The 24,260-nt window shown below is 69.3% G+C and carries 27 protein-coding genes and 1 pseudogene; 12 read left to right on the forward strand and 16 right to left on the reverse strand.

Features of this window, described 5'->3' with window-relative positions; all coding sequences use genetic code 11:
• Nucleotides 1–31 precede the first annotated feature (31 nt).
• Genes DMB42_RS02920 through DMB42_RS02930 form a run of 3 tightly spaced genes read left to right on the forward strand, consistent with a single transcriptional unit; the run spans nt 32 to nt 2,744 of the window.
• Nucleotides 32–937 (forward strand): choline kinase family protein, encoded by a 906-nt coding sequence (locus DMB42_RS02920; protein ID WP_125630265.1) that lies wholly within the window; start codon nt 32–34, stop codon nt 935–937.
• Between the two features lie 4 nt (nt 938–941).
• On the forward strand, nt 942–1,547 hold the full coding sequence (locus tag DMB42_RS02925) for a DUF4126 domain-containing protein (RefSeq protein WP_125630267.1): 606 nt from the start codon (nt 942–944) through the stop codon (nt 1,545–1,547).
• 60 nt (nt 1,548–1,607) lie between these two features.
• A complete protein-coding gene (locus DMB42_RS02930; RefSeq protein WP_125630269.1) occupies nt 1,608–2,744 on the forward strand; it encodes a ScyD/ScyE family protein in 1,137 nt (378 codons plus the stop codon).
• A gap of 108 nt (nt 2,745–2,852) precedes the next feature.
• On the opposite strand, the gene DMB42_RS02935 is transcribed toward DMB42_RS02930, so the two are convergent.
• Genes DMB42_RS02935 through DMB42_RS02945 form a run of 3 tightly spaced genes read right to left on the reverse strand, consistent with a single transcriptional unit; the run spans nt 2,853 to nt 5,407 of the window.
• A complete protein-coding gene (locus DMB42_RS02935) occupies nt 2,853–3,659 on the reverse strand; it encodes an alpha/beta fold hydrolase (RefSeq protein WP_125630271.1) in 807 nt (268 codons plus the stop codon).
• A 22-nt stretch (nt 3,660–3,681) separates the two neighbouring features.
• A complete protein-coding gene (locus DMB42_RS02940; RefSeq protein ID WP_125630273.1) occupies nt 3,682–4,617 on the reverse strand; it encodes an alpha/beta hydrolase in 936 nt (311 codons plus the stop codon).
• Entirely contained in the window at nt 4,607–5,407 is an 801-nt protein-coding gene (locus DMB42_RS02945) for a glucose 1-dehydrogenase (protein ID WP_260477443.1), read from the reverse strand. Before DMB42_RS02945 ends, DMB42_RS02940 begins: the two co-directional genes overlap by 11 nt.
• A gap of 170 nt (nt 5,408–5,577) precedes the next feature.
• Here DMB42_RS02945 and DMB42_RS02950 point away from each other — a divergent pair, with 170 nt between their 5' ends.
• The gene (locus DMB42_RS02950; protein WP_260477444.1) at nt 5,578–6,174 is read left to right on the forward strand and encodes a hypothetical protein; all 597 of its coding nucleotides are present in this window, start codon (nt 5,578–5,580) and stop codon (nt 6,172–6,174) included.
• 183 nt (nt 6,175–6,357) lie between these two features.
• On the opposite strand, the gene DMB42_RS54735 is transcribed toward DMB42_RS02950, so the two are convergent.
• The 3 genes and pseudogenes from DMB42_RS54735 to DMB42_RS56285 all read right to left on the reverse strand — a co-directional run.
• Nucleotides 6,358–6,861: a hypothetical protein gene (locus DMB42_RS54735; RefSeq protein WP_125630277.1), complete on the reverse strand. Its 504-nt coding sequence runs from the start codon at nt 6,859–6,861 to the stop codon at nt 6,358–6,360.
• 20 nt (nt 6,862–6,881) lie between these two features.
• A complete protein-coding gene (locus DMB42_RS54740) occupies nt 6,882–7,226 on the reverse strand; it encodes a hypothetical protein (RefSeq protein ID WP_260477445.1) in 345 nt (114 codons plus the stop codon).
• Nucleotides 7,227–7,329: 103 nt separating this feature from the next.
• A pseudogene (locus tag DMB42_RS56285) lies at nt 7,330–7,779 on the reverse strand (MerR family transcriptional regulator); the annotation flags it as partial.
• Between the two features lie 786 nt (nt 7,780–8,565).
• On the opposite strand from DMB42_RS56285, the gene DMB42_RS02965 reads away from it, so the two are divergent.
• From DMB42_RS02965 to DMB42_RS56290, 3 genes are all read left to right on the forward strand, one after another.
• Nucleotides 8,566–8,904 carry a hypothetical protein gene (locus DMB42_RS02965; RefSeq protein WP_125630279.1) on the forward strand — a complete coding sequence of 113 codons (339 nt, stop codon included), beginning with the start codon at nt 8,566–8,568 and terminating at the stop codon, nt 8,902–8,904.
• An 800-nt stretch (nt 8,905–9,704) separates the two neighbouring features.
• Nucleotides 9,705–10,112 (forward strand): VOC family protein, encoded by a 408-nt coding sequence (locus tag DMB42_RS02975; protein ID WP_125630283.1) that lies wholly within the window; start codon nt 9,705–9,707, stop codon nt 10,110–10,112.
• Between the two features lie 26 nt (nt 10,113–10,138).
• Nucleotides 10,139–10,303 (forward strand): DUF4186 family protein, encoded by a 165-nt coding sequence (locus DMB42_RS56290; protein ID WP_125630285.1) that lies wholly within the window; start codon nt 10,139–10,141, stop codon nt 10,301–10,303.
• 36 nt (nt 10,304–10,339) lie between these two features.
• On the opposite strand, the gene DMB42_RS02985 is transcribed toward DMB42_RS56290, so the two are convergent.
• A complete protein-coding gene (locus DMB42_RS02985; RefSeq protein WP_221761989.1) occupies nt 10,340–10,969 on the reverse strand; it encodes an NAD(P)-dependent oxidoreductase in 630 nt (209 codons plus the stop codon).
• On the reverse strand, nt 10,966–11,427 hold the full coding sequence (locus tag DMB42_RS02990) for a DUF6640 family protein (RefSeq protein ID WP_221761990.1): 462 nt from the start codon (nt 11,425–11,427) through the stop codon (nt 10,966–10,968). Before DMB42_RS02990 ends, DMB42_RS02985 begins: the two co-directional genes overlap by 4 nt.
• A 123-nt stretch (nt 11,428–11,550) precedes the next feature.
• Between DMB42_RS02990 and DMB42_RS54105 the strand changes: the two genes are divergently transcribed.
• Nucleotides 11,551–12,240, forward strand: coding sequence for a TetR/AcrR family transcriptional regulator (locus tag DMB42_RS54105; protein WP_221761991.1), 690 nt, complete (start codon nt 11,551–11,553; stop codon nt 12,238–12,240).
• A 246-nt stretch (nt 12,241–12,486) separates the two neighbouring features.
• Here DMB42_RS54105 and DMB42_RS03000 read toward each other — a convergent pair whose 3' ends face one another.
• Nucleotides 12,487–13,152, reverse strand: coding sequence for a hypothetical protein (locus DMB42_RS03000; RefSeq protein ID WP_125630289.1), 666 nt, complete (start codon nt 13,150–13,152; stop codon nt 12,487–12,489).
• Nucleotides 13,152–13,661: a SigE family RNA polymerase sigma factor gene (locus DMB42_RS03005; RefSeq protein ID WP_125630291.1), complete on the reverse strand. Its 510-nt coding sequence runs from the start codon at nt 13,659–13,661 to the stop codon at nt 13,152–13,154. Before DMB42_RS03005 ends, DMB42_RS03000 begins: the two co-directional genes overlap by 1 nt.
• Before the next feature lie 330 nt (nt 13,662–13,991).
• Here DMB42_RS03005 and DMB42_RS03010 point away from each other — a divergent pair, with 330 nt between their 5' ends.
• Nucleotides 13,992–14,564: a SigE family RNA polymerase sigma factor gene (locus DMB42_RS03010; RefSeq protein WP_125630293.1), complete on the forward strand. Its 573-nt coding sequence runs from the start codon at nt 13,992–13,994 to the stop codon at nt 14,562–14,564.
• Nucleotides 14,561–15,766 (forward strand): hypothetical protein, encoded by a 1,206-nt coding sequence (locus tag DMB42_RS03015; protein WP_125630295.1) that lies wholly within the window; start codon nt 14,561–14,563, stop codon nt 15,764–15,766. Before DMB42_RS03010 ends, DMB42_RS03015 begins: the two co-directional genes overlap by 4 nt.
• 260 nt (nt 15,767–16,026) lie before the next feature.
• Here the strand turns inward: DMB42_RS03015 and DMB42_RS03025 are convergent, their stop codons facing one another.
• Nucleotides 16,027–16,587, reverse strand: a complete 561-nt coding sequence (locus tag DMB42_RS03025) for a hypothetical protein (protein WP_260477446.1) — start codon at nt 16,585–16,587, stop codon at nt 16,027–16,029.
• A 249-nt stretch (nt 16,588–16,836) separates the two neighbouring features.
• Here DMB42_RS03025 and DMB42_RS03030 point away from each other — a divergent pair, with 249 nt between their 5' ends.
• A complete protein-coding gene (locus tag DMB42_RS03030) occupies nt 16,837–17,709 on the forward strand; it encodes a serine protein kinase RIO (protein ID WP_125630297.1) in 873 nt (290 codons plus the stop codon).
• Nucleotides 17,710–17,764: 55 nt separating this feature from the next.
• On the opposite strand, the gene DMB42_RS03035 is transcribed toward DMB42_RS03030, so the two are convergent.
• The 3 genes from DMB42_RS03035 to DMB42_RS03045 form a co-directional block, all read right to left on the reverse strand.
• Nucleotides 17,765–18,709 carry a heme A synthase gene (locus DMB42_RS03035; protein WP_125630299.1) on the reverse strand — a complete coding sequence of 315 codons (945 nt, stop codon included), beginning with the start codon at nt 18,707–18,709 and terminating at the stop codon, nt 17,765–17,767.
• A 417-nt stretch (nt 18,710–19,126) separates the two neighbouring features.
• A complete protein-coding gene (locus DMB42_RS03040; protein WP_185844436.1) occupies nt 19,127–19,732 on the reverse strand; it encodes a PepSY domain-containing protein in 606 nt (201 codons plus the stop codon).
• A gap of 341 nt (nt 19,733–20,073) precedes the next feature.
• Nucleotides 20,074–20,952 (reverse strand): NmrA/HSCARG family protein, encoded by an 879-nt coding sequence (locus tag DMB42_RS03045; RefSeq protein WP_125630303.1) that lies wholly within the window; start codon nt 20,950–20,952, stop codon nt 20,074–20,076.
• Between the two features lie 85 nt (nt 20,953–21,037).
• Between DMB42_RS03045 and DMB42_RS03050 the strand changes: the two genes are divergently transcribed.
• A complete protein-coding gene (locus DMB42_RS03050) occupies nt 21,038–21,622 on the forward strand; it encodes a TetR/AcrR family transcriptional regulator (RefSeq protein ID WP_125630305.1) in 585 nt (194 codons plus the stop codon).
• Nucleotides 21,623–21,821: 199 nt separating this feature from the next.
• Here the strand turns inward: DMB42_RS03050 and uvrB are convergent, their stop codons facing one another.
• Entirely contained in the window at nt 21,822–23,930 is a 2,109-nt protein-coding gene (gene uvrB, locus DMB42_RS03055) for an excinuclease ABC subunit UvrB (protein WP_125630307.1), read from the reverse strand.
• 35 nt (nt 23,931–23,965) lie between these two features.
• Nucleotides 23,966–24,199, reverse strand: coding sequence for a helix-turn-helix transcriptional regulator (locus tag DMB42_RS03060; RefSeq protein WP_125630309.1), 234 nt, complete (start codon nt 24,197–24,199; stop codon nt 23,966–23,968).
• Between the last annotated feature and the right edge of the window lie 61 nt (nt 24,200–24,260).

Genomic DNA, 24,260 nt, shown 5'->3' on the forward strand with positions numbered 1-24,260 from the left:
ACCGTTTAGGACGGCGGAGCTAGCATCGACCATGGCTCTCGCCCAGGTTCTCGACCGCATCCCGCTGCTGTCCGGCCTGCCGCGCTCCGTCGAGGAGCTGCCCGGCGGAATGACCAACCGCAACTACAAGGTCACCACCCCCGCCGGGGCCTATGTCGTACGGGTGACCGCCAGCGACGGCGCCCTGCTGCGCATCGACAAGGACGCCGAGCACGCCGACTCGATCGCCGCCGCGCGGGCGGGGGTGGGGGCGCCGGTGCACGGCTACCTGCCGGACGCGGGCGTGCTGGTGATCGGGTTCCTGCCGGGCCGGACGTTCACCGAGGCGGATCTGTGGGAGCCGGCGAACCTGCCGAGAGTGGCGGAGGTGTGCCGGCGGCTGCACGCGGGGCCGCGTTTCGTCCGGGACTTCGACATGTTCGAGGTGCAGCGGGGGTATCTGCGGATCGTCCAGGAGCGAGGTTTCCGACTTCCGGCGAAATATCTGGATTTCATGCCCGCCGCCGCAGAAATCAGGAAATGTCTGGCGGTACGCGCCGAGCCCACCGTCCCCTGCCACAACGATCTTCTCCCCGGCAACATCGTCGACCGCGGCGACCGCCTCCACCTCATCGACTACGAGTACGCCGGCAACAACGACCCCTGCTTCGAGCTCGGCAACCTCTGGAGCGAGGCCGACCTCCCACCCGGCCACCTGGACGAACTCGTCACCGCCTACTACGGCCGCCGCCTGCGCCACAAGATCGCCCGCGCCCGCCTGCTCGGCCTCATGTCCAAGTACGGCTGGACCCTGTGGGCCTCCATCCAGGACGGCGCGAACGACACGATCGACTTCGACTTCTGGTCCTGGGGCATGGAGAAGTACGAGCGTGCGGCGGCCGAGTTCACCCGGCCGGGCCTGGCCCGCGTGATGGAGGCCGCGGCGGGGGCAGACTAGGGGGATGTTCGCCGCGCTGACCGGTCTCGGGCTCTCCACCGCCGCCGGCCTGAACGCCTACATCCCGCTCCTGGTCGTGGGCGTGCTGGCCAACTTCACCGACAGGGTGAAGCTGCCCGACGGCTACTCCTGGCTGTCCAACTGGGGCGTGCTGGCGATCATCGCGGTGCTGCTGCTCGCCGAGATCGTCCTGGACAAGGTGCCGGCCGTCGACAGCGTCAACGACGCCGTCCAGACCGTGGTGCGCCCGGCCTCGGGCGGCGTGGTCTTCTCCGCCACCAACGCCGCCGCCGAGATCGACCACTCGACCTGGATGACCGCGAACCCGTGGGCCGGCTGGCTGCTGGGCATCGCGATGGCGCTGGCCGTGCACACGCTGAAGGCGACGGCCCGCCCGGTGATCAACGCCGGCACGGCGGGGGTCGGCGCGCCCGTCGTGAGCACCGCCGAGGACGCCGGCTCGCTCGGCATGAGCCTGATCGCGGTGTTCCTGCCGCTGCTGGTGATCGTCGTACTGCTGCTGCTCGTCCTGCTGGCCTGGTGGACGATCAGGCGCGTACGCCGCCTGCGCGCCCGCCGCAGGATCCGGCGAAATCCACCGCCAGGCTGAGTACGCCTCACCCTGCGGGCTGATCCGCTCCCCCGCCCCGCGCTCCTACGGTGATCTCCCATGAAGCGAGTCATCATCACGGGGGGAGTCGCTGCTCTCGGCCTGGCCGCGTCGGTCGCGCCCGTCCCGGCGTCAGCGTCCGCGCAGGCGAGCGTCACGGTCGTCGCCTCCAAGCTCGACGGCCCGCGCGGCCTGACCTTCGGCCCCGACGGCGCTCTCTACGTCGCCGAGTCCGGTTCCGGCGGGAAGATCAAGTGCGCGACCGTGCCCGCCGAGCCGGGCGGCGAGGCGAGCAAGGTCTGCCTCGGCCTCACCGGGAAGATCTCCAAGCTGGCCGACGGCAAGCTGACCACCGTGATCAAGGACCTGCCCTCGGCCGGTTCCGACGGGCTCGGCACCGGCCCGCACGACGTGGCCTTCGCCGCGGACGGCTCCATGCTGGTGCCCATCGGCCTGGGCGGCGACGGCAAGCTTCGGGCCAAGCTCGGCCCGAAGGGCAGGACCCTCGGGACGCTGCTGAAGATCAAGGACGGCACGTCGTCCGTCATGGGCGACCTGCTCGCGTTCGAGGTCAAGCACAACCCCGACAAGAAGGACAAGGGCAGCACGATCGACTCGTATCCGTTCGCGGTCGTGCCGACCCCGCAGGGCGGCGCGCTGGTCACGGACGTGGGCGCCAACGACGTGCTCCAGGTCAGCGCGTCGGGCAAGGTGACGCTGCGGGCGGTGTTCCACGCACGCAAGGTCGCGGCGCCGGCCATGCTGAAGCTGCCCAAGGGCAGCAAGGTGCCGATGCAGTCGGTGCCCATGGGCATCGCGGCCGCCCCCGACGGCTCCTACTACGTGGCCGAGCACGCCGGGTTCCCGCAGCCCGATGGGGTGGCCAGGGTGTTCAGGCTGGCCGGCAAGAAGGCGGAGACCGCCGTCAAGGGCTTCACGACCGCGGTGGACGTCGCCTTCGACGGCTCGGGACGGCTGCTCGTGCTCGGCTCGGTCGGCCCGGTGCCCTCCGACCACCAGCCGCGTACGTCGCTCTACCGCATCGAGGCCGACGGCAAGCGCACCGAACTGCTCAAGCCGGGCACGCTCACCGTGCCGCTGGGCATGGCCGTCGCCGCCGACGGGTCGGTCTACGTGTCGAACAAGGGTTTCACCACCGGCAAGGGCGAGATCGTCCGGGTGGAGCTGCCCTCATAGACGTGTGAGCGCCATGGCCCCCAACCCCCTGTGCGCGCTCACACGAAGGGCCCGGCAGCAGCGTCCGCGCTGCCGGGCCCTTCACCATGCCCTCTCCTCAGCACGCCCTCACCGGCCCCTCAGCCAGCCCTCCAGCAGGCGCACGAACTCCGCCGGGCGCTCCTCGTGCAGCCGGTGGCCGGAGCCCTCCCAGCACACGACCTTCGAGCCCGGCTGCTTGAGCAGCCCCTCCTCCCAGGCCGCGCGCCCGGGATCGGCCCAGATCGACAGCGCCGGACAATTCCGGCGGGCCAGGTGGTCGTCACTGGCCGGCCGCACGCCGATGGCCCCGGGCGCGGTGAACATGGCCTCGAACGCCTCGGCCAGCACGTGCGGCGGCATGCCGTACAGGCGGCGTTTGTGCCAGCGTCTGATGACGGCGGGGGTCGCGGAGGTGGTGCACCACCTGTCGATCTCCTCGGCGACGGCGTGCGCGTGCTCGCCGCGCAGGCCCGCGATCATCTCGGGGAAGCTTCCGGCGAGGTCCTGGGTCATGCCGTAGCCGGGGTCGAGGGTGACGAGCGCCCGTACACGCCCCGGATGCTCGACCGCGAGGATGGAGACGACCTGGCCGCCCATCGAGTGGCCCACCGCGATCACCTCGGGGACGTCGAGGCGGTCGAGCAGCACGTCCAGGTCCTCGGCCATCGCCCGCGGGGTGTTGCCGGTCTCCGGGACCGAGGAGTAGCCGTGGCCGCGCAGGTCCACGGCGAGGACGCGGTGGCCGGGGGCGAGGGCGTCGATGTGCCAGGACCACTGGTGGGAGTCGGCGCCCCAGCCGTGCACGAGCAGCAGCGGCGGGTCGTCCGGGCCACCGCCGGAGCCGTCGTCGGTGTAGAAGAGCCTGATGGTTGGCGAAATTTCGGCGTGTGGCATGAAATTTCCCTTTATTTGGGCGCTATTTGAGGGCGCGGATGGCGGCGCACACGCGGTCCATGGCGTCGCCGGCCGCGGGCAGGATCGGGCCCGTGCCGAAGAAGCCGTGGAACAGGCCCTCGTACCGGATGCTCTCGGTCTCGACGCCGGAGTGGCGCAGGTGGCGGGCGTACGCCTCGCCCTCGTCGCGCAGGGGGTCGTGCCCGGCCGTGATCACCAGCGCCGGCGGCAGCCCGCGCACGTCCGCGCCCAGAGGCGAGCTGTACGGCTCCCCGCGCCGCCCTTCGCCGGGCTGGTAGCAGTCCCAGAACCACCGCATGTGCGCCGTGGTCAGGAAATATCCCTCGCCGTTCTGGTCGTACGAGGGCCAGTGGCGGGTGGCGTCCGTGGCGGGATAGACCAGCACCTGCAGCACGATCGGCGGCCCGCCCTCCTCCCGCGCCCGCAGGCAGGTGACGGTGGCCAGGTTGCCGCCCGCGCTGTCGCCCGCCACCACCAGCGTCCCCGGATCGGCGCCGAACGCGTCCGCGTGCTCGGCGGCCCAGCGCGTGACGGCGAGGGCGTCCTCGACGGCGGCCGGGTAGGGGTGCTCGGGCGCGAGCCGGTAGCCGGCGGCGACCACGACCGCCCCGGCCCCCGCGCAGATCTGGCGGCAGACGCCGTCATGGCTGTCCAGCGACCCCAGCGTGAACCCGCCGCCGTGGAAGTACACGACCAGGGGCCGCGCCGCCGTCCCGGCCGGTGTGTCGTCCGCGGGCCCGGCCTCCGGCGGCCAGTAGACGCGTACGGGCACGCCCGCGGCGTCGCGCTCCTCGACCCGGTCCAGGGGCAGCGGCTCGGGAGCCGGGACCGAGGCCAGCACCCGCCGCGCCTCGACCGGGTCCCACGGCCCCTGCCCCTTGGGGAAGAACTCGCTCATCAGGTCGATGACCGCGCGGGTCGGCTCGTCAACGGCCATCTCCGGCCCCCTTCTCCTCCGGCGCGGTCGCGGCCCGGCCCGGTGGCGGGCCGAGCAGCGCGGTCTCGCCCGCCGTCCAGCCGCCGTCGATCGCCAGTTCGGCGCCCGTGACGTACGAGGCCGCGTCGGACAGCAGGAACACGATGGCCTCGGCGACCTCCTCGGGCTCGCCCCACCGCCCGGCGGCGGCCAGCGGGAACGTGCCCTCGCCGGAGACCGCTCCGAACGCGGTCGTCATCGGGGTGACGATCATCCCGGGATGCACCGAGTTCACCCTGATCCGGTCGCGGGCGAACTCCAGCGCCGCGATCTTGGTCAGGCCGCGTACGCCCCACTTGGACGCGCCGTACCCGCCTGTGCCGGGCAGCGCGGTCAGCCCCGCGACCGAGGAGAGGTTCACCACGGCGCCGCCGCCGGACGCCCGCATGGCGGCCACCACGGACTTGAGCCCGAGGAACACGCCGACCAGGTTCACCCGGAGCACCCGCTCGAAGTCGTCCAGGGACTGCTGTTCGATGGTGTGCGCGGTGGCGATGCCCGCGTTGTTCACGAGGCCGTCGAGCCGCCCGTACGCCTCCACGGCCGCGGCCACCACGGTGTCCCATTGCCCGGGATCCGTCACGTCGTGGGGGACGAACGTGCCGCCGACCTCCTTCGCGGTGGCCGTTCCCTCCTCGGTGAGCACGTCGGTCAGCACGACCCGGGCGCCGCCCGCCGCGCACCTGCGTGCCGTGGCCGCCCCCATCCCCCTGGCACCGCCCGTGATGATCACTACCTTGCCGTCGAGCACGCGTACCCCTCATCCGAGACGACCGAACATGAGCACTGAAACACGTGCGCGCGTCCCCGATCAAGAGCTTGCTCGGCCCACTCGGCGGAACCCGCGATCCCCGCCGGGCGTTGAACCCCTCGCCCGTCGAACTATCCTTCTAGACAACGAATCCACGGGAGGTGGCGGAGATGAGCGAGTTCCTTGTCATCGTGCTGGCCGTCCTGGCGTTCCTCCTGCTGCTGACCGGCGTGGGCGTCTACCTGCTGGTCAAGCTGGGCAAGAAGGCCGCCAAGAAGGCCCGGCAGGCCACCACCCGGCTGACCACGCACGTCAACGCCATGGGCACCGGCGACGCGGCCGAGGTCGAACGCCTCCGGCTCGACCTGCGCCGCGAGGTGGCCCTCACCCGCCAGGCCGCCGCCCAGGCCCAGCAGCGCGGGTGGGGTCTCGGCGACCTGCCCCGGCTCATGGCCGACCTGTCGGCCCAGGCCGACGTGCACGACGGCCAGCTCGGCATGTACGCCCAGCAGCGCCGCGTGTCGCCGTACGTCGACCATGCCGCCCTCGACCAGTTGCGCGGGCACCAGGCCAAGCTGACCGCCATGTGCGCCCGCATCCGCGCCGACCTCCTGGGCGACCAGATGCACCACACGTCGTCGGGCATCGACGACCTGCACGCGCGGACGGAGCTGGAGATCGAGGCCCGCCGCCGCCCGCCGGACCCGCTGGACCAGATCGACGAGCTCTACCGCCGCTCGATGCAACAGCGCAACGACCACTCCTGACCGCCACCCGAGCTTGCCGTACAGCTCGGCGATCTCGGCTTCATCGGCGACGAGCGGCAGCTGGTCGAAGGTCAGGGTCCAGCCGCTCGAGACGCCGCCGGTGTCGTCGACGTGCTCGATGATGCCGAAGCTGATCACGTCGGTCTGGCCCTTGGGCAGGAGCGTGCCGGCCGAGGACGTGCGTCATGCGGTGCGGGCGGAGGCTCGCTTGGCGGTGTCCCGCCGGGTGATGGCCTCGGCCACCTGCTCGATGGCGGCACGCAACATGGCGCCGTAAGCGTCCTGGGGGAGGTTGGGGGCATGTTCCTTGGCCGCGTCAATGTGTTCGGTGGCGGCGTCGAACGACGCCAGCCGGCGGTAGTTGTCGGCAAGGTTGAGGTGCAGAGACGGGTAGAAGCCCGCGACGTGAAGACCGGCATGATGCTCCTGGACGCGCTGCTCGGTCACGGCGTCGGCGGCGTCCAAGGCCCGGATGTCCCAGGTCAGGGCCATGGCGGGGTCGTCGTAGAGGTCTGCCAGGTAGTGGGCGAGGGTGCAGCGGTGCAGCGGGTCGCCGGTGACACCGATCACGGACCAGAGGTCCAGGAGCTTTCGGCGAGCGGAGGCGGTGTCGCCGGTCTGTCCTTCCGCGACGGCCTGGCCGATGGCTGCCATGGTCGGGTCGGGGCTGATGGAGGCGTCGGTCATGGAAGTAGGTGTCCTCTGTCTCAGGCGGAACGGTCGGGTTCGATGGGCATGGCCAACGTGGTGAGGTCGCCGCGGTCGGCTGAGCGGATCGTGACGGGCTGGTCGGGTCCTCGCAGGTCGAGCAGTACGTCGGAGCCGATGGCGGTGCTGACGGCCGGATAGAGCGTGGTCAGCTCGAAGGAGATCTGGAGATTGCGGCCCGTCACGGTGGCCGGTAGCGGGTGGTCGGGGCGCCGTCCATCGGTCCTCAGAACGTCCAAGCCCTGATCGGTCACGCGCAGCGAGATCCGCGCGCCCGGATGCTCCTCGAGAGCTCGCAGGAGCAGATCCTTCGTGGCCATCACGCGGGTCGTGACCTCGGACAACGACGCGAGCAACCGTGGCCGCCCAGGCCGCGGCCGCCGGTTCGGCGGGGGCCAGGGTCCTGGTCGAGAGGCGGTAGCGGTCGGTCGCGGTCAGTGTGACGGATTCATGGGTCGCCTCCACACGCAGCCCTCCGAGTACGGGCATCCCCGGATCGCATGCGGTCGCGGTCAGAACCTGCTCGATCGCGTCAGCCAGCACGGGGCCCTTCAGCGCGGCAACCCGCAGACCTGGTGCGGAAGCGAGCGACGCCTTGATCAGGGCTGCCTTCTGCTGTACCGCCACCGCGTCCCCGAGAACCATCGTGACGTGCTCGTCGATCAGCCGGGACGCTTCATCGGGCTCGACGTCGAGGACCGCCTCGACAGCGGTGAGTGGCATGGCGATCTCGCGGAGCTGACGAAGCTCGCGCGCCCGGGCGACCTGGTCGGCGCTGTAGTAGCGGTAGCCCGAGACGTGGTCGACCTTGGCGGGCGGAAGCAGGCCCGAGTCGGCGTAGAACCGCAACGCGCTCGAGGTCAGATCACTATGTTGGGCGAAGACCCCGATCGGCATCAACTCAGAGTTCGGCACCCGGCCATCATCGAGCTTCAACCAACTCGAAGGTCAACGCGGGCTGGTGTGCCCTGCCTCGGCGGCGGTCGCCCTCTCCGGCGGGCGCGCGGCCCCCTGGCCTTACGGCGGGCCGCCTGGGGCCGGATGCGTCTTGGTGGTCAGCCCGCCACGCGAGCGCCCAGCGCGTGAGCCCGAGCAACAGCGGAGTCCGCACTCACCGTCCAGCCGCAGGGCGGCGATGTACGCGTGGTGAGCTTGGCCGCCGCCTCTCAGCCATACCCGCGTTGGTGGTGCGCAGGCAATCGCTGGACCTCACTTCGGCTGCGGGCCCGTTGACCCGCGGGGTTTGGTCCGTGCGTTCAGTCGCAACAAGACGTGCGCCCAGCCCTAACACGTGACGCGGTCGATCATGCGAGAGTTGAGGCGAAAGTTCACCTCCTCTCGCGACGATCGGAGAACTTCTCAGCCATCTGGAAGCGCAGTCCCGGCATCGCTGGGATCACCCTCGCTCGACCCTCATCACAGCCCAGAGCGTAGATCGCAGCGTAACCACTGACATCCATCACGATGCGCCCTGCAACCGGCCGACGGTGACCAGACGATGACCGGTCCCGTTCATCGGGCACCCATCAACAGCCGCCCGGTGTGCCGATCGCCCGCCACGAGTGGACCGCCACCCCATGCGCGTGGCTCACCATCTCAGCGGTCTCCGCCTCAACTCGCAGATCAAGGCTGTCCTGACAGCTCCCACCGACATGGGCTGTTCAAGAATCGAAGGAGATGAACATGACAACCGTCAAAACCAAGATCGCGGCTCTGAGCTTGGCGTTCACCACCGCCGCGGCCATAACCGGAGTCATCGGGGCCGGTCCCGCGTCGGCCGGTTCCGCATCGGCCCTGGACCAGTGTTCGGACCGCGGCTGGGCCAATGTGGGCCTGCTGGACAGGGGGTGGTCGGGCAACACCGGATGGGCGATCATCATGTATTGCGGCTGGGAATTCAACAGGGGATTCACCATCGACGTGAAGAGCGGGCCCGACCCGCAGTGTGTGTACCTCGATCACGGCGAAATGGCCCTACTGAGCTGGAACGACGGTTCCTACCGCGGCATCAAGTACTGCTGAGCGGCTTTCCGTCTTCACCAGTGAGCCCTCTCCGACCTCGCAGCGCTGGTCAGCGTGTGGTCAGCGTGTGGTCAGCGTGGTCGCAGGAGAGCGGATTGAGGTGAGATGAGGCTCCCGGTAAGACGGGCGCGGCCGGTCGGGTCGCCCCGGACGTCTCAGTCCGGAGCGACCCGACCGGTACCGCCGACATTTCGCCCTGTTCAGCTGATGTGGCCTTGTTCTGAAGCCATCTCGCCATTCCTGGAAGCACCGCCGTGAACGCTGAGCACCTCAAGCGTCGGCTCGCCGTCCATCGCCTCGTACGGGTGCCATACGCCGGCTGCCGGGCCCGTAGCGGCGCTCCTCACGCCGTTCCAGCCCCTGAACCGCCGAGCGGCGGCCCACCGCGGCCAGGAACCGGCGCCGCTCGCGTGGGCCCCGCAACCAACGTGCACAGTTGTTCAGCCAGTCCCGAGTGCGCTTCCGGCCCCGACCCGGCGCATCCAAGAACGCGTGCTCGCACGAGGTCGGCGTGAAGTACTTGATCAACTCCTCGCGCCCGATGTCTGGGGAGCGACCGAAACCGCGCTGCCGCAGCAGCCTGACCATCGAAACCAATCGGTCGGCGCGCATTTGAGAGCTTGACGGCAATACACGACACAGGATGTCGTAATTCGTTGGGAGGCTTAACGGGTTCAGGCGCGCGAGCAGTTCCCACCGGGGGCCGCACCCCGGCGGTCGAGCACTGCCAGGTCCGGATAACCGCGGGTGCCCGCTGCTGTGGTCCTGGCCGTTCGCAATTCACCACGGAGGAGCATCAGATGGGGTCTCAACTCAACCCGTGCCTCGCTTTCAACGGGGACGCCCGGCAGGCGATGGAGTTCTACCGCGACGTCTTGGGCGGCGAACTGGAGATGGGCACGTACGCCGAGTTCGGCTCGCCGGACGCACCCGCCGACAAGATCATGCACGCCACGCTCCGTACCCCGGACGGCTACACGCTGATGGGTTGGGACGTCCGGGAAAAGATGACCCACACCCCGGGCAACAACGTTGCGATCTTCCTCAGCGGTGACGACGCCCAACTCCGCGGCTACTTCGAGAGGCTGTCCGTCGGCGGCACCGTGACGTTGCCCTTGGAGAAGCAGTCGTGGGGGGACGAGGCCGGCTCGCTCGTGGACCGGTTCGGGATCACCTGGATGGTCGACATCACCCACCAGCAGTCCTGATCGACCACGGAAACAGCCCCGAACCGGTGTCGGATGCCAGGCTGCACCAGCTCGGGCAGCACCACTTCCGCGCAAAGTTCCTGCTCCGTGGCCGGGACCGTACGGTGGTCGACCTGCGCGGCATCACAACAGTCCGCGGACACGCCGAGGAGCTGGTCGAGCACCGACCGGCAGCTGCGCCGCCGCCTTGAGCATACGAGCCGGCGCGATGATGCTCAGGGCGTAGGTCAACGGGATATCTCGATGGTGGACCGCCAACTCGCCTGATCATCGAGATGGTTGAGCATGTAGTGCGCGAGATCGGCACGTGACAGAGTACGCGGGCGTGGCAGGTGCTGGTTGGCGGCTGTGCGGTACTCGCGGGTGAGCTTGCCGTCGGTCAGCTTCGGCGGTCGGACGATGGTCCAGTCCAGGTCGCTGGTGGTGACGATGTCCTCCATCTTGGTCATATCGGTGTAGAGGTGGCGGTACAGCGGCCGGACCACACCGCCGATCAGCAGTCTCCGGCTCAGTGGTGCGGTCGGGGGCAGGCTGAGACTGGCTGAGGTGACGCAGGTCAGTCGGCGCACTCCGCTGTCCCGCATGGCCGCGATGATGCCGGTCATACCTTGCGAGTAGACGGTCGTGGGACGTCGATCGGCGCTTCCGAGGCACGACAGCACCGCGTCGTGGCCGGCGAGCGCCCGGCGCCAGCCATGAGGTTCCAGCACATTGCCCGGCAGGATCGTCAGGCGGGCATGGCCGGGGATCGATTCGGGGCTACGTGCCACAGCGGTGACGCGGTGGCCGGAGCCGAGGGCCTGGTCGAGCAACCGCGCGCCGAGGCCACCGCTCGCGCCGAAGACGAACAGCCTCACGACGTGCCCTGGCGGCGGCGCGTCACGGCGAGGATCACCGCGATGGCGAGGATCGCGCATGTGACGGCGGCCATGAACAGCTGGCCGTGCAAGCCGAGAACGAACTGGGTTTCGTCCTTGAATTCCGGGTCGTACGTGGCTGTGCCGGGGAACAGCAGCGCGGGGAACATGCCGGCCCAGGGTACGGCCACGATGCCTGCCGACCACAGCAGGCGGGAGTGCGTGTCCCCATGGCGGCGGACCAGCAAGAGCAGGGCGAGCAGTCCGAGAGCCAGCGACGTGACGATGTACTGCGCGTCGTGGAACTTGGCGTGTGGGGGCCAGGCCGGGTTGTACATGTGCTCGTGGGCCGTGTCATGGAGGACCAGGTCGAACAGGAGCGCTCCGAGGGCGGTCTCGACCGCCATCAGGGCGATGAGAACGCGCGGCAGGGCCCAGTGTCGCTTCGATGTCGTCACGCTTACCTCTCACGATGATTGGAGACGTGCCATGAGTGTAGTGACTACATCGACGTTGTCGATACACGAATAGAGTCACACTATTTATGTATCGACCGCCGCAAGAGCTCGTACGCTTGGCCTATGAGCGAGATGACGAGTCGGCGAGACCGCAAGAAGCACCAGACGCGGCAGGCCATCGGCGAGGCAGCGATGCGGCTCTTCCTCGCGCGGGGATTCGACGCCGTCACCATCGCCGATGTGGCCAGGGAGGCCGACATGGCGGTCCAGACGGTCTTCAACCACTTCCCGACAAAGGAGGACCTCTTCTTCCAGGAGCGCGACAGCTTTGTGGCAGCACCGAGCGCGGCCATCAGGAGCCGGCGAGACGACGAATCGATCGCACAGGCTCTGGCCCGCGGCTACCTGCGGCTGCTCAGCGACTATCACGTCGCCGGCCTGCTCGTGCAGAGCGTCGAGTACCAGCGGACCATGGACGCCAGCCCTGCACTGCGCGGCAGGGAACTGGAGCTGCGCCGTGAGCGAGAAGATCTCCTCGCCGCCACCTTGGCCGAGGACATGCCGCCGCAGGAAGATCCGCTACGCCCGAGGTTGGTGGCGGCACTCGCATCGGCCATCGACCGGGTGCTGGACGGGGAGTTCCGGCACCGACTGCTCGCGGGGGAGGGCACCAGCGAGGTCCGGGCCTCGCTGACACCTTTGGTCGAAGAACTGTTCGGCACCATCGAGGCCGCCTGCCGGCACCTGGATGAACCCCGGGTCGAAAATCTTCGCGTCACGCTCCGCGACCCCGCGCGCCGATCACCCGCCTGAGGCCAACCTTCAAGATCATTTCGGTGTGCCCACGCTGGGCGACGCCCACCTCGACTGCCGCAGCCGCTACGCGATCGCCTCCGCGGCCCCGACGGAGGGCCTGCGGCCGCGTTGCCCGAGGCCAAAGCACTACTAGATCTTTCTCCGGGTGATCTTCGACGTGGAGAAGCAGGAGTGCCATCTTGATCTGGCGGTTTCAGGTGGCATCGTTCCGGTCGTATGGTCGGTGGACCATCAGACTCGTCACTAGAGTGGGATTCGCTGCAGGACCTCCCCCTTGGCGCCGATGAAGACGAGCTTCCGTACGTCGGCTCCGGAGGGATACTCCACGGCCCACACCCCGAGCCCCGCTCCGACACTTCGTGCGAGGTTCCCTGGGAACTTTTTACCGTCCTTCGTGACAGCCGTCATCCCGTGAACGACGTCCTTCGATATACCGAACCAGACGCCCTTACCGTGAAGCCTGCCCTGCCTGCGGGCGAACTCGTTGGCGGCGAGCGGCGGAAATGCGGAGCAGGAGCTACCGTTCGGCCCGCTCTCGCAAAGGAAGAGCCCGTTCTTGCGGGGCCCGTCGCTCAGCCACATGACAAGCGGTGGCACGGAGGCGATCTTTCCCTTGGGGGGGTACTTCTTCTTCAGTTCCGCGAATCCCTTGTAGGTGGGCCGTGGCGTGGCCGTGGCGGACGGCGCGGCGGGCACGCGGTCGGCGCCGGCGTCCCGCTGCCCCGGCCACGGGCCGACCGTCCAGGCCGCAACGACGGCCGCGACCGTCCCCGCCGCCGTGATCCCGGCGACGGCCGCACGATGACGTCTGCGCATGGCGCGTCCTGCCGCAATGGCATGGTTCACGTCCACGGCGGTAGGCGGCTGCTCCTCGCGCGCCAACGCGTCGAACACCTGCTTGCCATCCATCAGCATTCCTCCGCACGTGCTAGACGGGATTCCGGCTCGCCGAGCATCGCGCGTAAGGTGGCGAGGCCGCGGGCGGTCTGGCTCTTGACGGTTCCGGTGGAGCAGCCCAACACGTGGGCGGTCTGCTCCACACTCAGATCGCAATGAAAACGCAGGACGAGAGTGGTGCGCTGGCGCGGAGGGACGGCGGTGAGGGCGCGGTGGATGTCCATGGCCATGTCCCGGTCGCCGCCTTCGAGCAGCTGGTCGGACACCGCGGACGTTACCCGTACCCGCGAGAACCAGCCCCTTCGCTGTTCGGCGAGGAAGACCCGGATCAGTATCACCCGTACGTAGGCGTCGAGGTCGTCGGCCGCCCGCGCCTTTCGCCATTTGACGTAGAGCCGCGTTATCGCTGTCTGTACCAGGTCGTCCGCGCGGTGCCAGTCCTGGCACAACGCGTAAGCGATCTTCCGCAACCAGGACAGCCGGCCCCTCACATAGGCGGTGTACTCCTCATCGAGGCTCATGGGGCTCCCAGATAGATGGCTTCACATCAGAGGAGATGCCGCCGGCCCGGACATGGGTTGCATGGAACCCACAACTAAACGTGGGCACCGACATCAGCACCGACAGTGACCTCCTCGGCGTGCTCCGGCCGCGTGCCGGTGAGCCCGGACGATGACGGAGTCCATGCTCACCGTTCAGCCGGTCTTCCCCACAACGTCCGCGAATGCCTGCAACGCGGCCGGGATCCGGGCCGGAATCGCGGTTTTCTCGGAGTTGCGGATGTTCTTCAACAAAACGCACCCCATCCCCGTCTGTGAGATGACAGACCAGGGAGAGGGTGGAGACGACAGGTGGAAGACGACTCCCGTTTCACGGAGTTCGTCGCCGAGCGGGCCAACGCACTCATGCGTTACGGCTACGCGCTCAGCGGCAATCCCCACGACGCGGCGGACCTGACACAGGAGGCCCTGATCAGGCTGCACCGCGCGTGGGCGCGGGTGCGCAGCAAGGAGGACCCGGAGCGCTATGCCAAGGTGATCATGGCCAGGCTGCACATCAGCCGGTGGCGGCTGAGGCGGCGAGAGCATCTGTCCTGGGCCTTACCGGAGATCCCGCTCCACGACACGCTGCCCTCCGACGGTGACCAGGATCTCTGGCACGCCTTGGCCGGGCTGCCGCGCAGGCAGCGCGCCGTTCTCGTGCTCCGCTTCTACGAGCAGCTGACCGACGCAGAGATCGCCGACCTGCTCAAGATCTCTCAGGGGACCGTTCGCAGCCATGCCTCGCTCGGACTGGCGAGGCTGCGTTCGGAGATGACCACGCGCCGCACGTCGCCCGCGAAGGGCCGTCCCGCACCCGCCGGCCACGACCGCATGACGAGGCCGCAAGCCCGCACCACATCTGCTGAGAGGAACGTCCCATGACGAAGGATCTGGAAGACGATCTCCACCGCGTCCTCATGCGCGGGGCCGAGGGTGCGCCGCAGGCGCCGGCTGGATTCCCGGAGCAGATCGTCGGCCGGTCGCGCCGTCGCCGGGGGCGTAGCCATGCCGTGGCCGCGGCCCTCGCCGTCGTCGTGGTGGCGGGCGGCGTCGGATGGGCGGTGCGGGGGCAGGGCGACAACGCCCCGGTGGTGCTGGACCCGGTCGCCACGCCTTCGGCGTCCGACGTGACTACCCGCGCCCCCGTTCCCAGCCCCATCGAGCAGGTGTGGCCGCAGGCCGTATGGAAGATCCCGGCGAAGCTGCCCGGCGTCAAGAAGTACCAGCCGCGCATCTTCATCGACGACCACACCGTCCTCCTCGAAACCTGGGAGAGCTTCGAGAAGGCGGACGCGATCTACGCCTACGACCTCACCACCGGCGGGCATCGGAAGATCGCGAACATCCGCACCCCCAAGGGCGTGTACGCCTCCAACTACGCGGCGGGCCAGGACCGCATCGTCTGGCAGACCATCGACGACATGCGGACCACGTTCTGGTCGGTGCCCATTGCGGGTGGGAAGCCTGAGCCCATCCCCACGGACGCCCCGGTCGAGGGTCGTGCCGACACCGTGGTGGTCGTCGGCGACGGGGTGGCCTTCTCCGTCACGGAAGGCGGCGTCTTCACGCTCCCGTTGACGGGCGGCGCTGTGACCCCGGTCGCCGACGCCGAACGCCATCACATCCTGCGCTGGCCGTGGGTGGGGACCCCCGGCCAGCGCACACCGGACAACGAGCCCAGTTTCGAGGAGATCCGCAACGTCGAAACCGGAGAGACGAGCAAGGCGCTGGTACGTCCCGGAGACCAGTACGTCCGCTGCGGTGTGACGACGTGCGTAGGCGTTGCCGCGGGCGACAAGCCCTTCTATCGCCTGCGCGACGGCTCGAACGAACGGCAGATCCAGGAGCCGGCCATGACCGGCGTCGCCTACGACCGCTTCATGACCGTGTGGACTCTGGACCAGCGCGTACGACGGCAGCTGCTACTGGACCTGGCCACAGGCAAGTCCGGGGACCTGGGCCTGCATCTGACCCCCGGCGGGAAGGGCAGTTTCAGCGTGGAGCCGGGCATCAGCGCGAACAATCTGGTCGCCTATCCCCTGGGCGACGACTACGTGATCATCGATCTCACCCGGATCACCTAGGCCGCGCTTCGAAAGATCACGTGTGAGACGTGCCGGTGATCGCGTACGCACCTTGGTCCCCCGTGTACGGCCGGTTCCACCACTGGCAGCGTGATGGCACCTGGGCACGGATCTTGGCCACGTTGCAGGCACGGGCGGACGCCGGTGCCGTCGGCGACCCGCATCGGCATGGGCACAGCCCTCCTGCCATGCAGATGTCTCCACTCAGAGCGGTGGACCAGCAAGAAGATGCTCACCCTTCGAGGAACGCAGCACCCAAATCAGGCCCGGCCCCACCCCTCGTAGATCAGCGCGGCCAGCTCCGCCTCCGTGACGCCCTTCCTGACCAGCGCCTTGGTGGCCTGGGCCTGCGCGGTCGTCGGCAGCCGGCCCTCGATCAGCACCGGCAGCGACAGCCGGCGCACCAGCACCTCCGACGCCGAGATCCCGTACGGGCGGCGCGTCACGGCCACGTTGACCCGCAGCGCGTGCTCGTTGCCGGGCGGAACCCCTGGACGGTCGATCTCGACGGCCGAGTAGCGGAACCCGTTGGCCAGGTCGCAGGGGGCGCATCCGGCCGGGCCGCGGCTCAGCCTGCCGCCGCACTCGGCGCACGTCAGGCGGTCGTAGGCGGCGTCCACCACCCGCCAGGGGTGCCGGTCGGGCTCGTCCACCACCATGCGGGCGATGAGCCGTTCGTCCTGCGGCTCCACGTCGCCGAACTCCTGGCGCAGGAAGGCGTGCCAGCCCTCCTCGACCAGCTCGTCCACCAGGCCGGCGCAGCGCTCGCAGTCCGGCGCGCCGGCGGGCTCCCAGTGTCCGCACATCTCGCATCGCCGCATGTCCGCACCGTACAAGGCGGTCAGATCGGGTCGCACGGCAATTTTCGGCCGCCGTTTTATTCGGTTGCGGGGGTCGTGCCGGGCGCGGCATACTCGGCCGCGTTGATCGCAGCGACGCGAAGGGAGGCTGAGACCGTGACGACCGTTGCCCGCGTGCCGTTTTCCGCGCCCTCAGACCTTCCCACCAGGCGTTCGCTGACCTGATCCGCTCGGCGAGCCGGTGGGCCTCAAACCTGGAGACATCCCACCGTGCCTAAGCACTCGCAACACCGCAGCCGTGGCAAGTTCGCGCTCGACTCCGACGACATCGAATGGCTCGAAAGCACCCCCGAGACCGATGACGGCCCGCCCGAGGGCGACCGCTGGTCCACCTGGGACCAGAGCACGCCCACCGAGAAGGGCCCGAAACCGTACCCCGACTGGCTGGTCACCGAGCTGGCCGCCGTGGACACCGAGCACGGCCTGCTCAAGACCGGCAAAGAGGCCGACGTCCACCTGATCTCGCGAGGGGTGCCCGGCACCGACCGGGTCTGCCTGCTGGCCGCCAAGCGCTACCGCTCGTCCGAGCACCGCCTGTTCCACCGGGACTCCGGGTACCTGGAGGGCCGCAGGGCCCGCGAGAGCCGGATGAACCGGGCCATGGCCAACCGCACCGCCTTCGGCAAGCAGGTGATCGCCGCACAGTGGGCCGTCGCCGAGTTCGAGGCGCTCTGCCGGCTCTGGGAGCTGGGGGTGCCGGTGCCGTACCCGGTGCAGATCGTGGGGACGGAGATCCTCCAGGAGTTCGTCGGCACCCCCGACGGGTACGCCGCCCCGCGCCTGGCCCAGGTTTCCGACGGCCTCGACGACCTGTGGAAGCAGCTCGTGGAGGCCATGGTGACCTTGGCCGGGGAGGGGCTGGCGCACGGGGACCTGTCGCCGTACAACCTGCTGGTGCACGAAGGGCGGCTGTTGATCATCGACCTGCCGCAGATCGTGGACGTGATCGCCCACCCGGCGGGCCCCTCGTTCCTGGACCGGGACGCCCGCAACGTGGCCACCTGGTTCGCCGCCAAGGGCGTGGCCGCGGCGGACCCGGACACGCTCGCCGACCTCCTCCGCAAGGAGTCCGGCAGGACATGACCGCGCGACCCTGGGGCGGGGGCCAGGCACCGAGCGCCCGCCCGGGGCCGTACCGCTAGCGGAGCGCGTCGACGAGCCGGAGCTGCTTCTCCCCCACGGCCGCCGGGGTCCGGGTGTCGAGGAGTACGCGTACCGCGCCCACCCACACGAACGCCGAGCCGAGCAGATGGGCGAGGATGACGACCTCGGCGAGGTCCGTCGGGACCTGCGTCAGGCCGACGAGCCCCTGGGCGAGGAGCGCGACGAGGAACAGCGTCGTACGCCGGTGCGCGGCCGAGCGCGGGTCGCGCCGCGTCCGGAGCCACAAGGCGACGGCGAGGCCGAAGGCGAGGGTGGCGGCGGCCCCGTGCAGCCAGGTCATCACCGTCCAGTTGAACGGCATGCGCGGCACGTCGGAGGAGTCGCCCGCGTGCGGTCCGGTGCCGGTGACGATCGTGCCGAACACGACCAGCACCGCCACGGTGGCGAGCAACGCGACCGGCAGGCGGCCCACCGGCGCGGCGAGAGGCCGTGCGGGACGGTCGAGCAGCGTGGTCTTGTGCCAGACGACCGTGGTGGCGGTCAGGAACAACGTGGCGGCCAGGAAGTGCGCGGCGACGAGGTACGGGCTCAGCCGAGCCCACACGGTGAGCCCGCCGACGACCGCGTTCAGGATGACGATCCAGAACTGCACCCATCCCCACCGCGTCAGCGCGGGCACGGGGCGGCGCTGCAACCGGGAGACGACGATGAGCCAGCCGACGGCGACGCACACGACCCCGGACAACACCCGGTTGGAGAACTCGATCGCGCCGTGCACCCCCAGCTCGGGAGTGGCGGCGAAACCGTTGTCGGAGCAGCGCGGCCATCCGTCGCAGCCCAGCCCGGACCCGGTCAGCCGGACGACGCCGCCGGTCACGATGATCATCAAGCTGGTCGCCAGCGCCGCGCTCGCGGCCAGCCGCAGGGCGCCACGCTCGAAGCCGACCCGGGCGGCCAGCCACTGGAAAGGAGTCGTCATGGGGGAAGAGCTCTCTCTGCTGCTCAACGAACCGCCGCGCACCGGCGCAGACCACAAAAACGCGATCAAGACTTTACTCTACAACCCGTAGAGCTCCCACCCCACCCCGGTCACCCTGCCCCCTAGGTGGGAAGGCAGCTCCCCGGCAGCCGGCGCGCCCGAGACGGGAAGGCCGTTCCCCGGCGGCCGGCGACGGCCGAGGCGAGAAGGGCCATCCCCCGGCGGCTGGCCGCGACCGAGGCGGAGGTCGCGGGTGGTGGGGTTGCCACGCGGTTCAGGGTCAGCTCCGGCAGTCGCGAGCCGGCCGCGAGGCAGCCGCGGCTGCCCATGGTCAGGCAGGCGCCCACCTCCGACCGCCGCCCAGGCGGGTGGCCGCCTCCGACCGTCCGTCGGTCGGAGGCGGCCAACTCCCCTTGGTCAGCTAGTGGCGTTCTTCTTGGTGACTGTGCCGGTGGCGGCGTCGACCATCACCTCGTGCTTGGTCCCGTCCGGGGTCACCACGTCGGCCTCCCAGACGCCCTTGCCGTTCTCGGTGCCGAGCTTGAGTTCGGTGACATGCCCCTCGGGCACGGCGGCTACGATCTTGTCGGCTGCCTGCACGTAGTCGAGCTTGGCGGCTGCGACGAGGTCACGGCGCTTGGCCTTGACCTGCGCGTCCTCCTGCTTGGCTGTCGGGCCCTTGACGACCTTGCCGGACTGCACGTCCATCTCGTGTTCGGTGCCGTCCGAGCCGACGACCTTGACCTCCCAGAGCTTGCCGTTCTGCTCGCTCTCGATGGATACGAGCTTGGAACCGGGCACCGCGTCAAGGGCGACCTTCGCGGCCTCCTTGAGCTGTCCGGCCCCCGGCATCATGGTCGAGCTGCCCGGCGACGGGGACATGGTCCCTGTGGCCGGCGGGCTTCCCATAGTGGGAGCCGGTGACGGTTCGACGGCGAACTGGTCGAGCTGCCGAACGGCGCTGCCGCAGCCGGCGGCCAGCACCGCCGCACCGACCAGCGCCCCGATGATCGACTTGTTCATACCAGGACCGCTGCCCCAGGAACCCACCTCCATTCCCGCAGGTCAGAACCCCCGCCCCCACGGACGGCAATCCCGAACACGGCAAGCGCCCAGCCCCAGCGACACACGCGGCAAACCGGAACGCCACCCGAACACGCGAGCGACGAGCCCGGCCCCCGCAGACCACAAGCCCGGCCCCACGCGCCCGCACCCTACGAACACATTCCGTATTCCAATGCGGGCAATCTGTGACAGTAGACGGCTCTGAACGACTCTCCAGCGCGACAGACAGTCATCGGGCACGTCGATGACACGTTCGGCGGTGACTGCCGGTCGAATGCCGTAAGGCACGACGGGCGGCGCTAGTGGGTTCCGAACAAGGCCTGGATCTGTTCGGCCCCGCCATGTTGGAGCCATGCCTGGAAGTTCAGGAGGCCAGGGTGGCGTTCGCGCAGTGCCGCGATGTCGGCTCGCCACAGACCGCGCTCGTCAGCGAAAGCACGTTTCGCCTCCTGCCCCAGTCCGATGCCGTCGATGGAGACCTGCCGGTAGGTGATCTCACGCCCGAGGCTGCGACTGATGAGTTCCACAGTCTGCTTGGGGGTCAGCTCATCGCCGGCGATCTCGATCGCCTGTCCGACGTACTCCTGCGGGCGGGTGAAAGCGAGGCAGGCCAAGGCGCCGATGTCGGTGGCGGCGATGAGCTGCACCGGTGTCTCCGGGGCGAACAGGTGCGTGAGCTCGCCGTCGACGATGCCGCCGAGAGTCAGTCCGGGAATGGCGTGGTTCTCCATGAATCGCACCGGCCGCAGGAACGTCGCGGGCAGGCCGAGCGCACGTATGTGCTGTTCGATCTGCCATTTGCTCTCCCAGTAGGGGATGCCGGTGCCTCGGTCGGCCCCGCCGACCGAGGCGAAAACGAAGTGGGAGACGCCGGCTGCCGCCGCGACGTCGGCGAGATAGCCGCAACGGCGGATCTCGCGTTCGACGTCGTCGTCGTCGGGCGTGACGCCGAAGACGCCGTGGGCGCCGGCGGCGGCCGCCGCGAGCGAGCCGGGGTCGTCGAGGTTCCCGGCGTACAGTTCGGCGCCTTGGGCTCTCAGCGTCTGGGCGGCTGGGGAGTCCGGGTCGCGGACGAGGGCGCGTACCGGGCGGCCTGCGGCCAGAAGATGGGCGGCGGTGGCGCCGCCTTGGCGTCCGGTCGCACCGGTCACGAGGATGGGCCTGTCGGCAGTGTTCACCAGGGACCTTTCGAGGGGCAGTAAACTGAGACTGTCTCAAGAAATATATTGAGACAGTCTCAACTTGGCAATCCGGGAGCGCTTCATGACGACCGCCGATCCGCCGCCACAGCGCAGGATGCGCGCTGACGCGCGTCGCAACTACGAACGTCTGCTCGCCGAAGCGGCCACGATCTTCGCTGAACAGGGCGTCGAAGCCTCACTGGAGGAGATCGCCCGGCGCGCCGGAGTGGCGAACGGAACTCTCTACAGCCACTTCCCCACCCGGCAGGCTCTTCTGGAGGCGTTGCTGCGCGACCGCATGCGAACGTTGTCCGACACAGCCCGCGATCTCCTCGATCACCCGTCCGCGGACGAGGCGTTGACCATCTGGGCGCGAGCGGCGATGGCGCACACCACGGTCTATCGAGGGCTGGCGACCTCGCTGATGCGCAGCATCGAGGATGAGACCTCGCAACTCCATGCCGCCTGCCAAGCGGTGCTCACCGCCGGCGAGCAGCTCGTCGATCGCGCGCAGGCCGCCGGAACCTTGTGCGCCGATGTCACCGCCTCAGACCTTTACGCCCTGATCAACGCGGCCGCCTGGGCCAGGGAACAGACCTCGCCCGCACAGGGCGAGCGCCTGTTGTCCTTCGGCATCGACGGGATGCGCACGGCAACCGACGCTTGAGGAGGATCGGAACGGTCCTCAGCGAGGGGCTGAGCGGGAGGGGTCTGACCTGCGCCGGCGGGCGGGATATCGCCCCCGGCGCTGTCGAGATGCCGGATCGCCTGGCGGGCCTGGCCGGCGGCGACGAGCTTGCGCGCGAGCCGGCCGGTCGTGGGGAGGGTGTGCTCCTACCAGCCGTCGGCTCCTGCTCCTTTTGTTGCTACTTCACGCCTGCCTCGCGCATGTCGCGGAGTTCGCGCTTGAGCTCCTTGATCTCGTCGCGCAGTCGCGCGGCCACCTCGAACTGCAGGTCGGCGGCCGACTGGTGCATCTGCTCGGTCAGCGACTCGATCAGCGACTCCATCTGCGCCCGCGGCATCTCGCCGGCGATGGCCTTGGCGTGCTGGCCGGCCTGGCGGGCGGCGAAGCCGGGCACCGGGGCCTTGCCGCGCGACTGCTGGCGACCGCCGCCGAGCAGCTTGTCGGTGTCGGCGTCCTCGCGCTGGAGGGAGTCGAGGATGTCGGCGATCTTCTTGCGCAGCGGCTGCGGGTCGATGCCGTTGGCCTCGTTGTAGGCCGTCTGCTTGGCCCGGCGCCGGTTGGTCTCGTCGATGGCCCGCTCCATCGACGGCGTGATCTTGTCGGCGTACATGTGGACCTGGCCCGACACGTTACGGGCGGCGCGGCCGATCGTCTGGATCAGGGAGGTCTCCGAACGCAGGAAGCCCTCCTTGTCGGCGTCGAGGATGGCCACCAGCGACACCTCGGGCAGGTCGAGGCCCTCGCGCAGCAGGTTGATGCCGACCAGTACGTCGAACTCCCCCACGCGCAGCTCGCGCAGCAGCTCGATGCGGCGCAGGGTGTCGACCTCGCTGTGGAGGTAGCGGACCCGGATGCCGAGCTCGAGGAGATAGTCGGTCAGGTCTTCGGACATCTTCTTGGTCAGCGTCGTGACCAGGACACGCTCGTCGCGGTCGGCCCGCTCGCGGATCTCGTGGACCAGGTCGTCGATCTGCCCCTTGGTGGGCTTGACGACGATCTCGGGGTCGACCAGGCCCGTGGGCCGGATGACCTGCTCGACGACGTCGCCCTTGACCCGCCCCAGCTCGTACGACCCCGGCGTGGCCGACAGGTAGACCGTCTGCCCGATGCGCTCCAGGAACTCCTCCCACTTCAGCGGCCGGTTGTCCATCGCGGACGGCAGCCGGAACCCGTGGTCGACCAGCGTGCGCTTGCGCGAGGCGTCGCCTTCGTACATGGCGCCGATCTGCGGGACGGTCTGGTGGGACTCGTCGAGGACCAGCAGGAAGTCTTCGGGGAAGTAGTCGAGCAGCGTGTTGGGCGCGGTGCCGGCGTCGCGGCCGTCGAGGTGGCGGGAGTAGTTCTCGATGCCGGAGCAGGTGCCGATCTGGCGCATCATCTCGATGTCGTACGTCGTGCGCATGCGCAACCGCTGAGCCTCCAGCAGCTTGCCCTGCCGCTCCAGCTCCGACAGCCGGGCGGCCAGCTCGGACTCGATGCCGGCCACGGCCGCCGCCATGCGCTCCTCACCGGCGATGTAGTGGGAGGCGGGGAAGATGTAGAGCTCGTCGTCCTCGGTGATGACCTCGCCGGTCAGCGGGTGCATGGTGGCGAGCTTCTCGATCTCGTCGCCGAACATCTCGATGCGCACGGCCAGCTCTTCGTACTTCGGGATGATCTCGATCGTGTCGCCGCGCACCCGGAACGTGCCCCGGGTGAAGGCCAGGTCGTTGCGCGTGTACTGCATGTCGACCAGGCGGCGCAGGAGCTGGTCGCGGTCGACCTCCATGCCGACGCGCAGCCTGGCCATGCGGTCGACGTATTCCTGCGGGGTGCCCAGGCCGTAGATGCACGAGACGGAGGCGACGACGATGGTGTCGCGGCGGGTGAGCAGCGAGTTGGTGGCCGAGTGGCGCAGCCGCTCGACCTCGTCGTTGATCGAGGAGTCCTTCTCGATGTACGTGTCGCTCTGCGGCACGTACGCCTCGGGCTGGTAGTAGTCGTAGTAGGAGACGAAATACTCGACCGCGTTGTTGGGCAGCATCTCGCGCAGCTCGTTGGCGAACTGGGCGGCGAGCGTCTTGTTGGGCTGCATGACCAGCGCGGGCCGCTGCAGCCGCTCGATCAGCCAGGCGATCGAGGCCGTCTTGCCGGTGCCGGTCGCGCCGAGCAGGACGCTGTCCTTCTCACCGGCCTGGACGCGGCGCTCCAGCTCGGCGATGGCCGTGGGCTGGTCGCCTGATGGAGTCATCTCGGTGACGACCTCGAAGGGCGCCACCTTCCGCTGCAAATCTGTGACCGGACGCATGCTGCCACTGTAGGCGGCGCCACCGACAGAAACCGTCAGGCCGTACGCTCCCCGATGCGCGGGAACGGGCTGGTGGAGAAGACCACCTCGACCGGCAGTTCGAAGTACGCGGCCAACCGCAACGCCAGGTAAAGGCTCGGGCTGTACTCGCCCCGCTCCAGATAGCCGACGGTCTGGTAGTGGACGCCCAGGGCGTCGGCGAGCTGCCTGCGGGTGATCCCGCGTTCGGCGCGCAGCAGCGCGATGCGGTTGTAGACGGTCTCGCTCATCGCCTCCCATCCTCCCAGCCGCCGCCCCCACGCGGACGAGTCCCGGCCGGCGGCATGCGTC

The organism is Nonomuraea sp. WAC 01424, from assembly GCF_003947315.1.
Taxonomy (GTDB): Bacteria; Actinomycetota; Actinomycetes; order Streptosporangiales; family Streptosporangiaceae; genus Nonomuraea; species Nonomuraea spiralis.

Bases quoted from the DNA above. Each gene is read 5' to 3' on its own strand.
- DMB42_RS02920 (WP_125630265.1), top strand. From the start codon at position 32: ATGGCTCTCGCCCAGGTTCTCGACCGCATCCCGCTGCTGTCCGGCCTG.
- DMB42_RS02925 (WP_125630267.1), top strand. From the start codon at position 942: ATGTTCGCCGCGCTGACCGGTCTCGGGCTCTCCACCGCCGCCGGCCTG.
- DMB42_RS02930 (WP_125630269.1), top strand. From the start codon at position 1,608: ATGAAGCGAGTCATCATCACGGGGGGAGTCGCTGCTCTCGGCCTGGCC.
- DMB42_RS02935 (WP_125630271.1), bottom strand. From the start codon at position 3,659: ATGCCACACGCCGAAATTTCGCCAACCATCAGGCTCTTCTACACCGAC.
- DMB42_RS02940 (WP_125630273.1), bottom strand. From the start codon at position 4,617: ATGGCCGTTGACGAGCCGACCCGCGCGGTCATCGACCTGATGAGCGAG.
- DMB42_RS02950 (WP_260477444.1), top strand. From the start codon at position 5,578: ATGAGCGAGTTCCTTGTCATCGTGCTGGCCGTCCTGGCGTTCCTCCTG.
- DMB42_RS54735 (WP_125630277.1), bottom strand. From the start codon at position 6,861: ATGACCGACGCCTCCATCAGCCCCGACCCGACCATGGCAGCCATCGGC.
- DMB42_RS02965 (WP_125630279.1), top strand. From the start codon at position 8,566: ATGACAACCGTCAAAACCAAGATCGCGGCTCTGAGCTTGGCGTTCACC.
- DMB42_RS02975 (WP_125630283.1), top strand. From the start codon at position 9,705: ATGGGGTCTCAACTCAACCCGTGCCTCGCTTTCAACGGGGACGCCCGG.
- DMB42_RS54105 (WP_221761991.1), top strand. From the start codon at position 11,551: ATGAGCGAGATGACGAGTCGGCGAGACCGCAAGAAGCACCAGACGCGG.
- DMB42_RS03000 (WP_125630289.1), bottom strand. From the start codon at position 13,152: ATGGATGGCAAGCAGGTGTTCGACGCGTTGGCGCGCGAGGAGCAGCCG.
- DMB42_RS03005 (WP_125630291.1), bottom strand. From the start codon at position 13,661: ATGAGCCTCGATGAGGAGTACACCGCCTATGTGAGGGGCCGGCTGTCC.
- DMB42_RS03015 (WP_125630295.1), top strand. From the start codon at position 14,561: ATGACGAAGGATCTGGAAGACGATCTCCACCGCGTCCTCATGCGCGGG.
- DMB42_RS03025 (WP_260477446.1), bottom strand. From the start codon at position 16,587: ATGCGGCGATGCGAGATGTGCGGACACTGGGAGCCCGCCGGCGCGCCG.
- DMB42_RS03035 (WP_125630299.1), bottom strand. From the start codon at position 18,709: ATGACGACTCCTTTCCAGTGGCTGGCCGCCCGGGTCGGCTTCGAGCGT.
- DMB42_RS03040 (WP_185844436.1), bottom strand. From the start codon at position 19,732: ATGAACAAGTCGATCATCGGGGCGCTGGTCGGTGCGGCGGTGCTGGCC.
- DMB42_RS03050 (WP_125630305.1), top strand. From the start codon at position 21,038: ATGACGACCGCCGATCCGCCGCCACAGCGCAGGATGCGCGCTGACGCG.
- uvrB (WP_125630307.1), bottom strand. From the start codon at position 23,930: ATGCGTCCGGTCACAGATTTGCAGCGGAAGGTGGCGCCCTTCGAGGTC.
- DMB42_RS03060 (WP_125630309.1), bottom strand. From the start codon at position 24,199: ATGAGCGAGACCGTCTACAACCGCATCGCGCTGCTGCGCGCCGAACGC.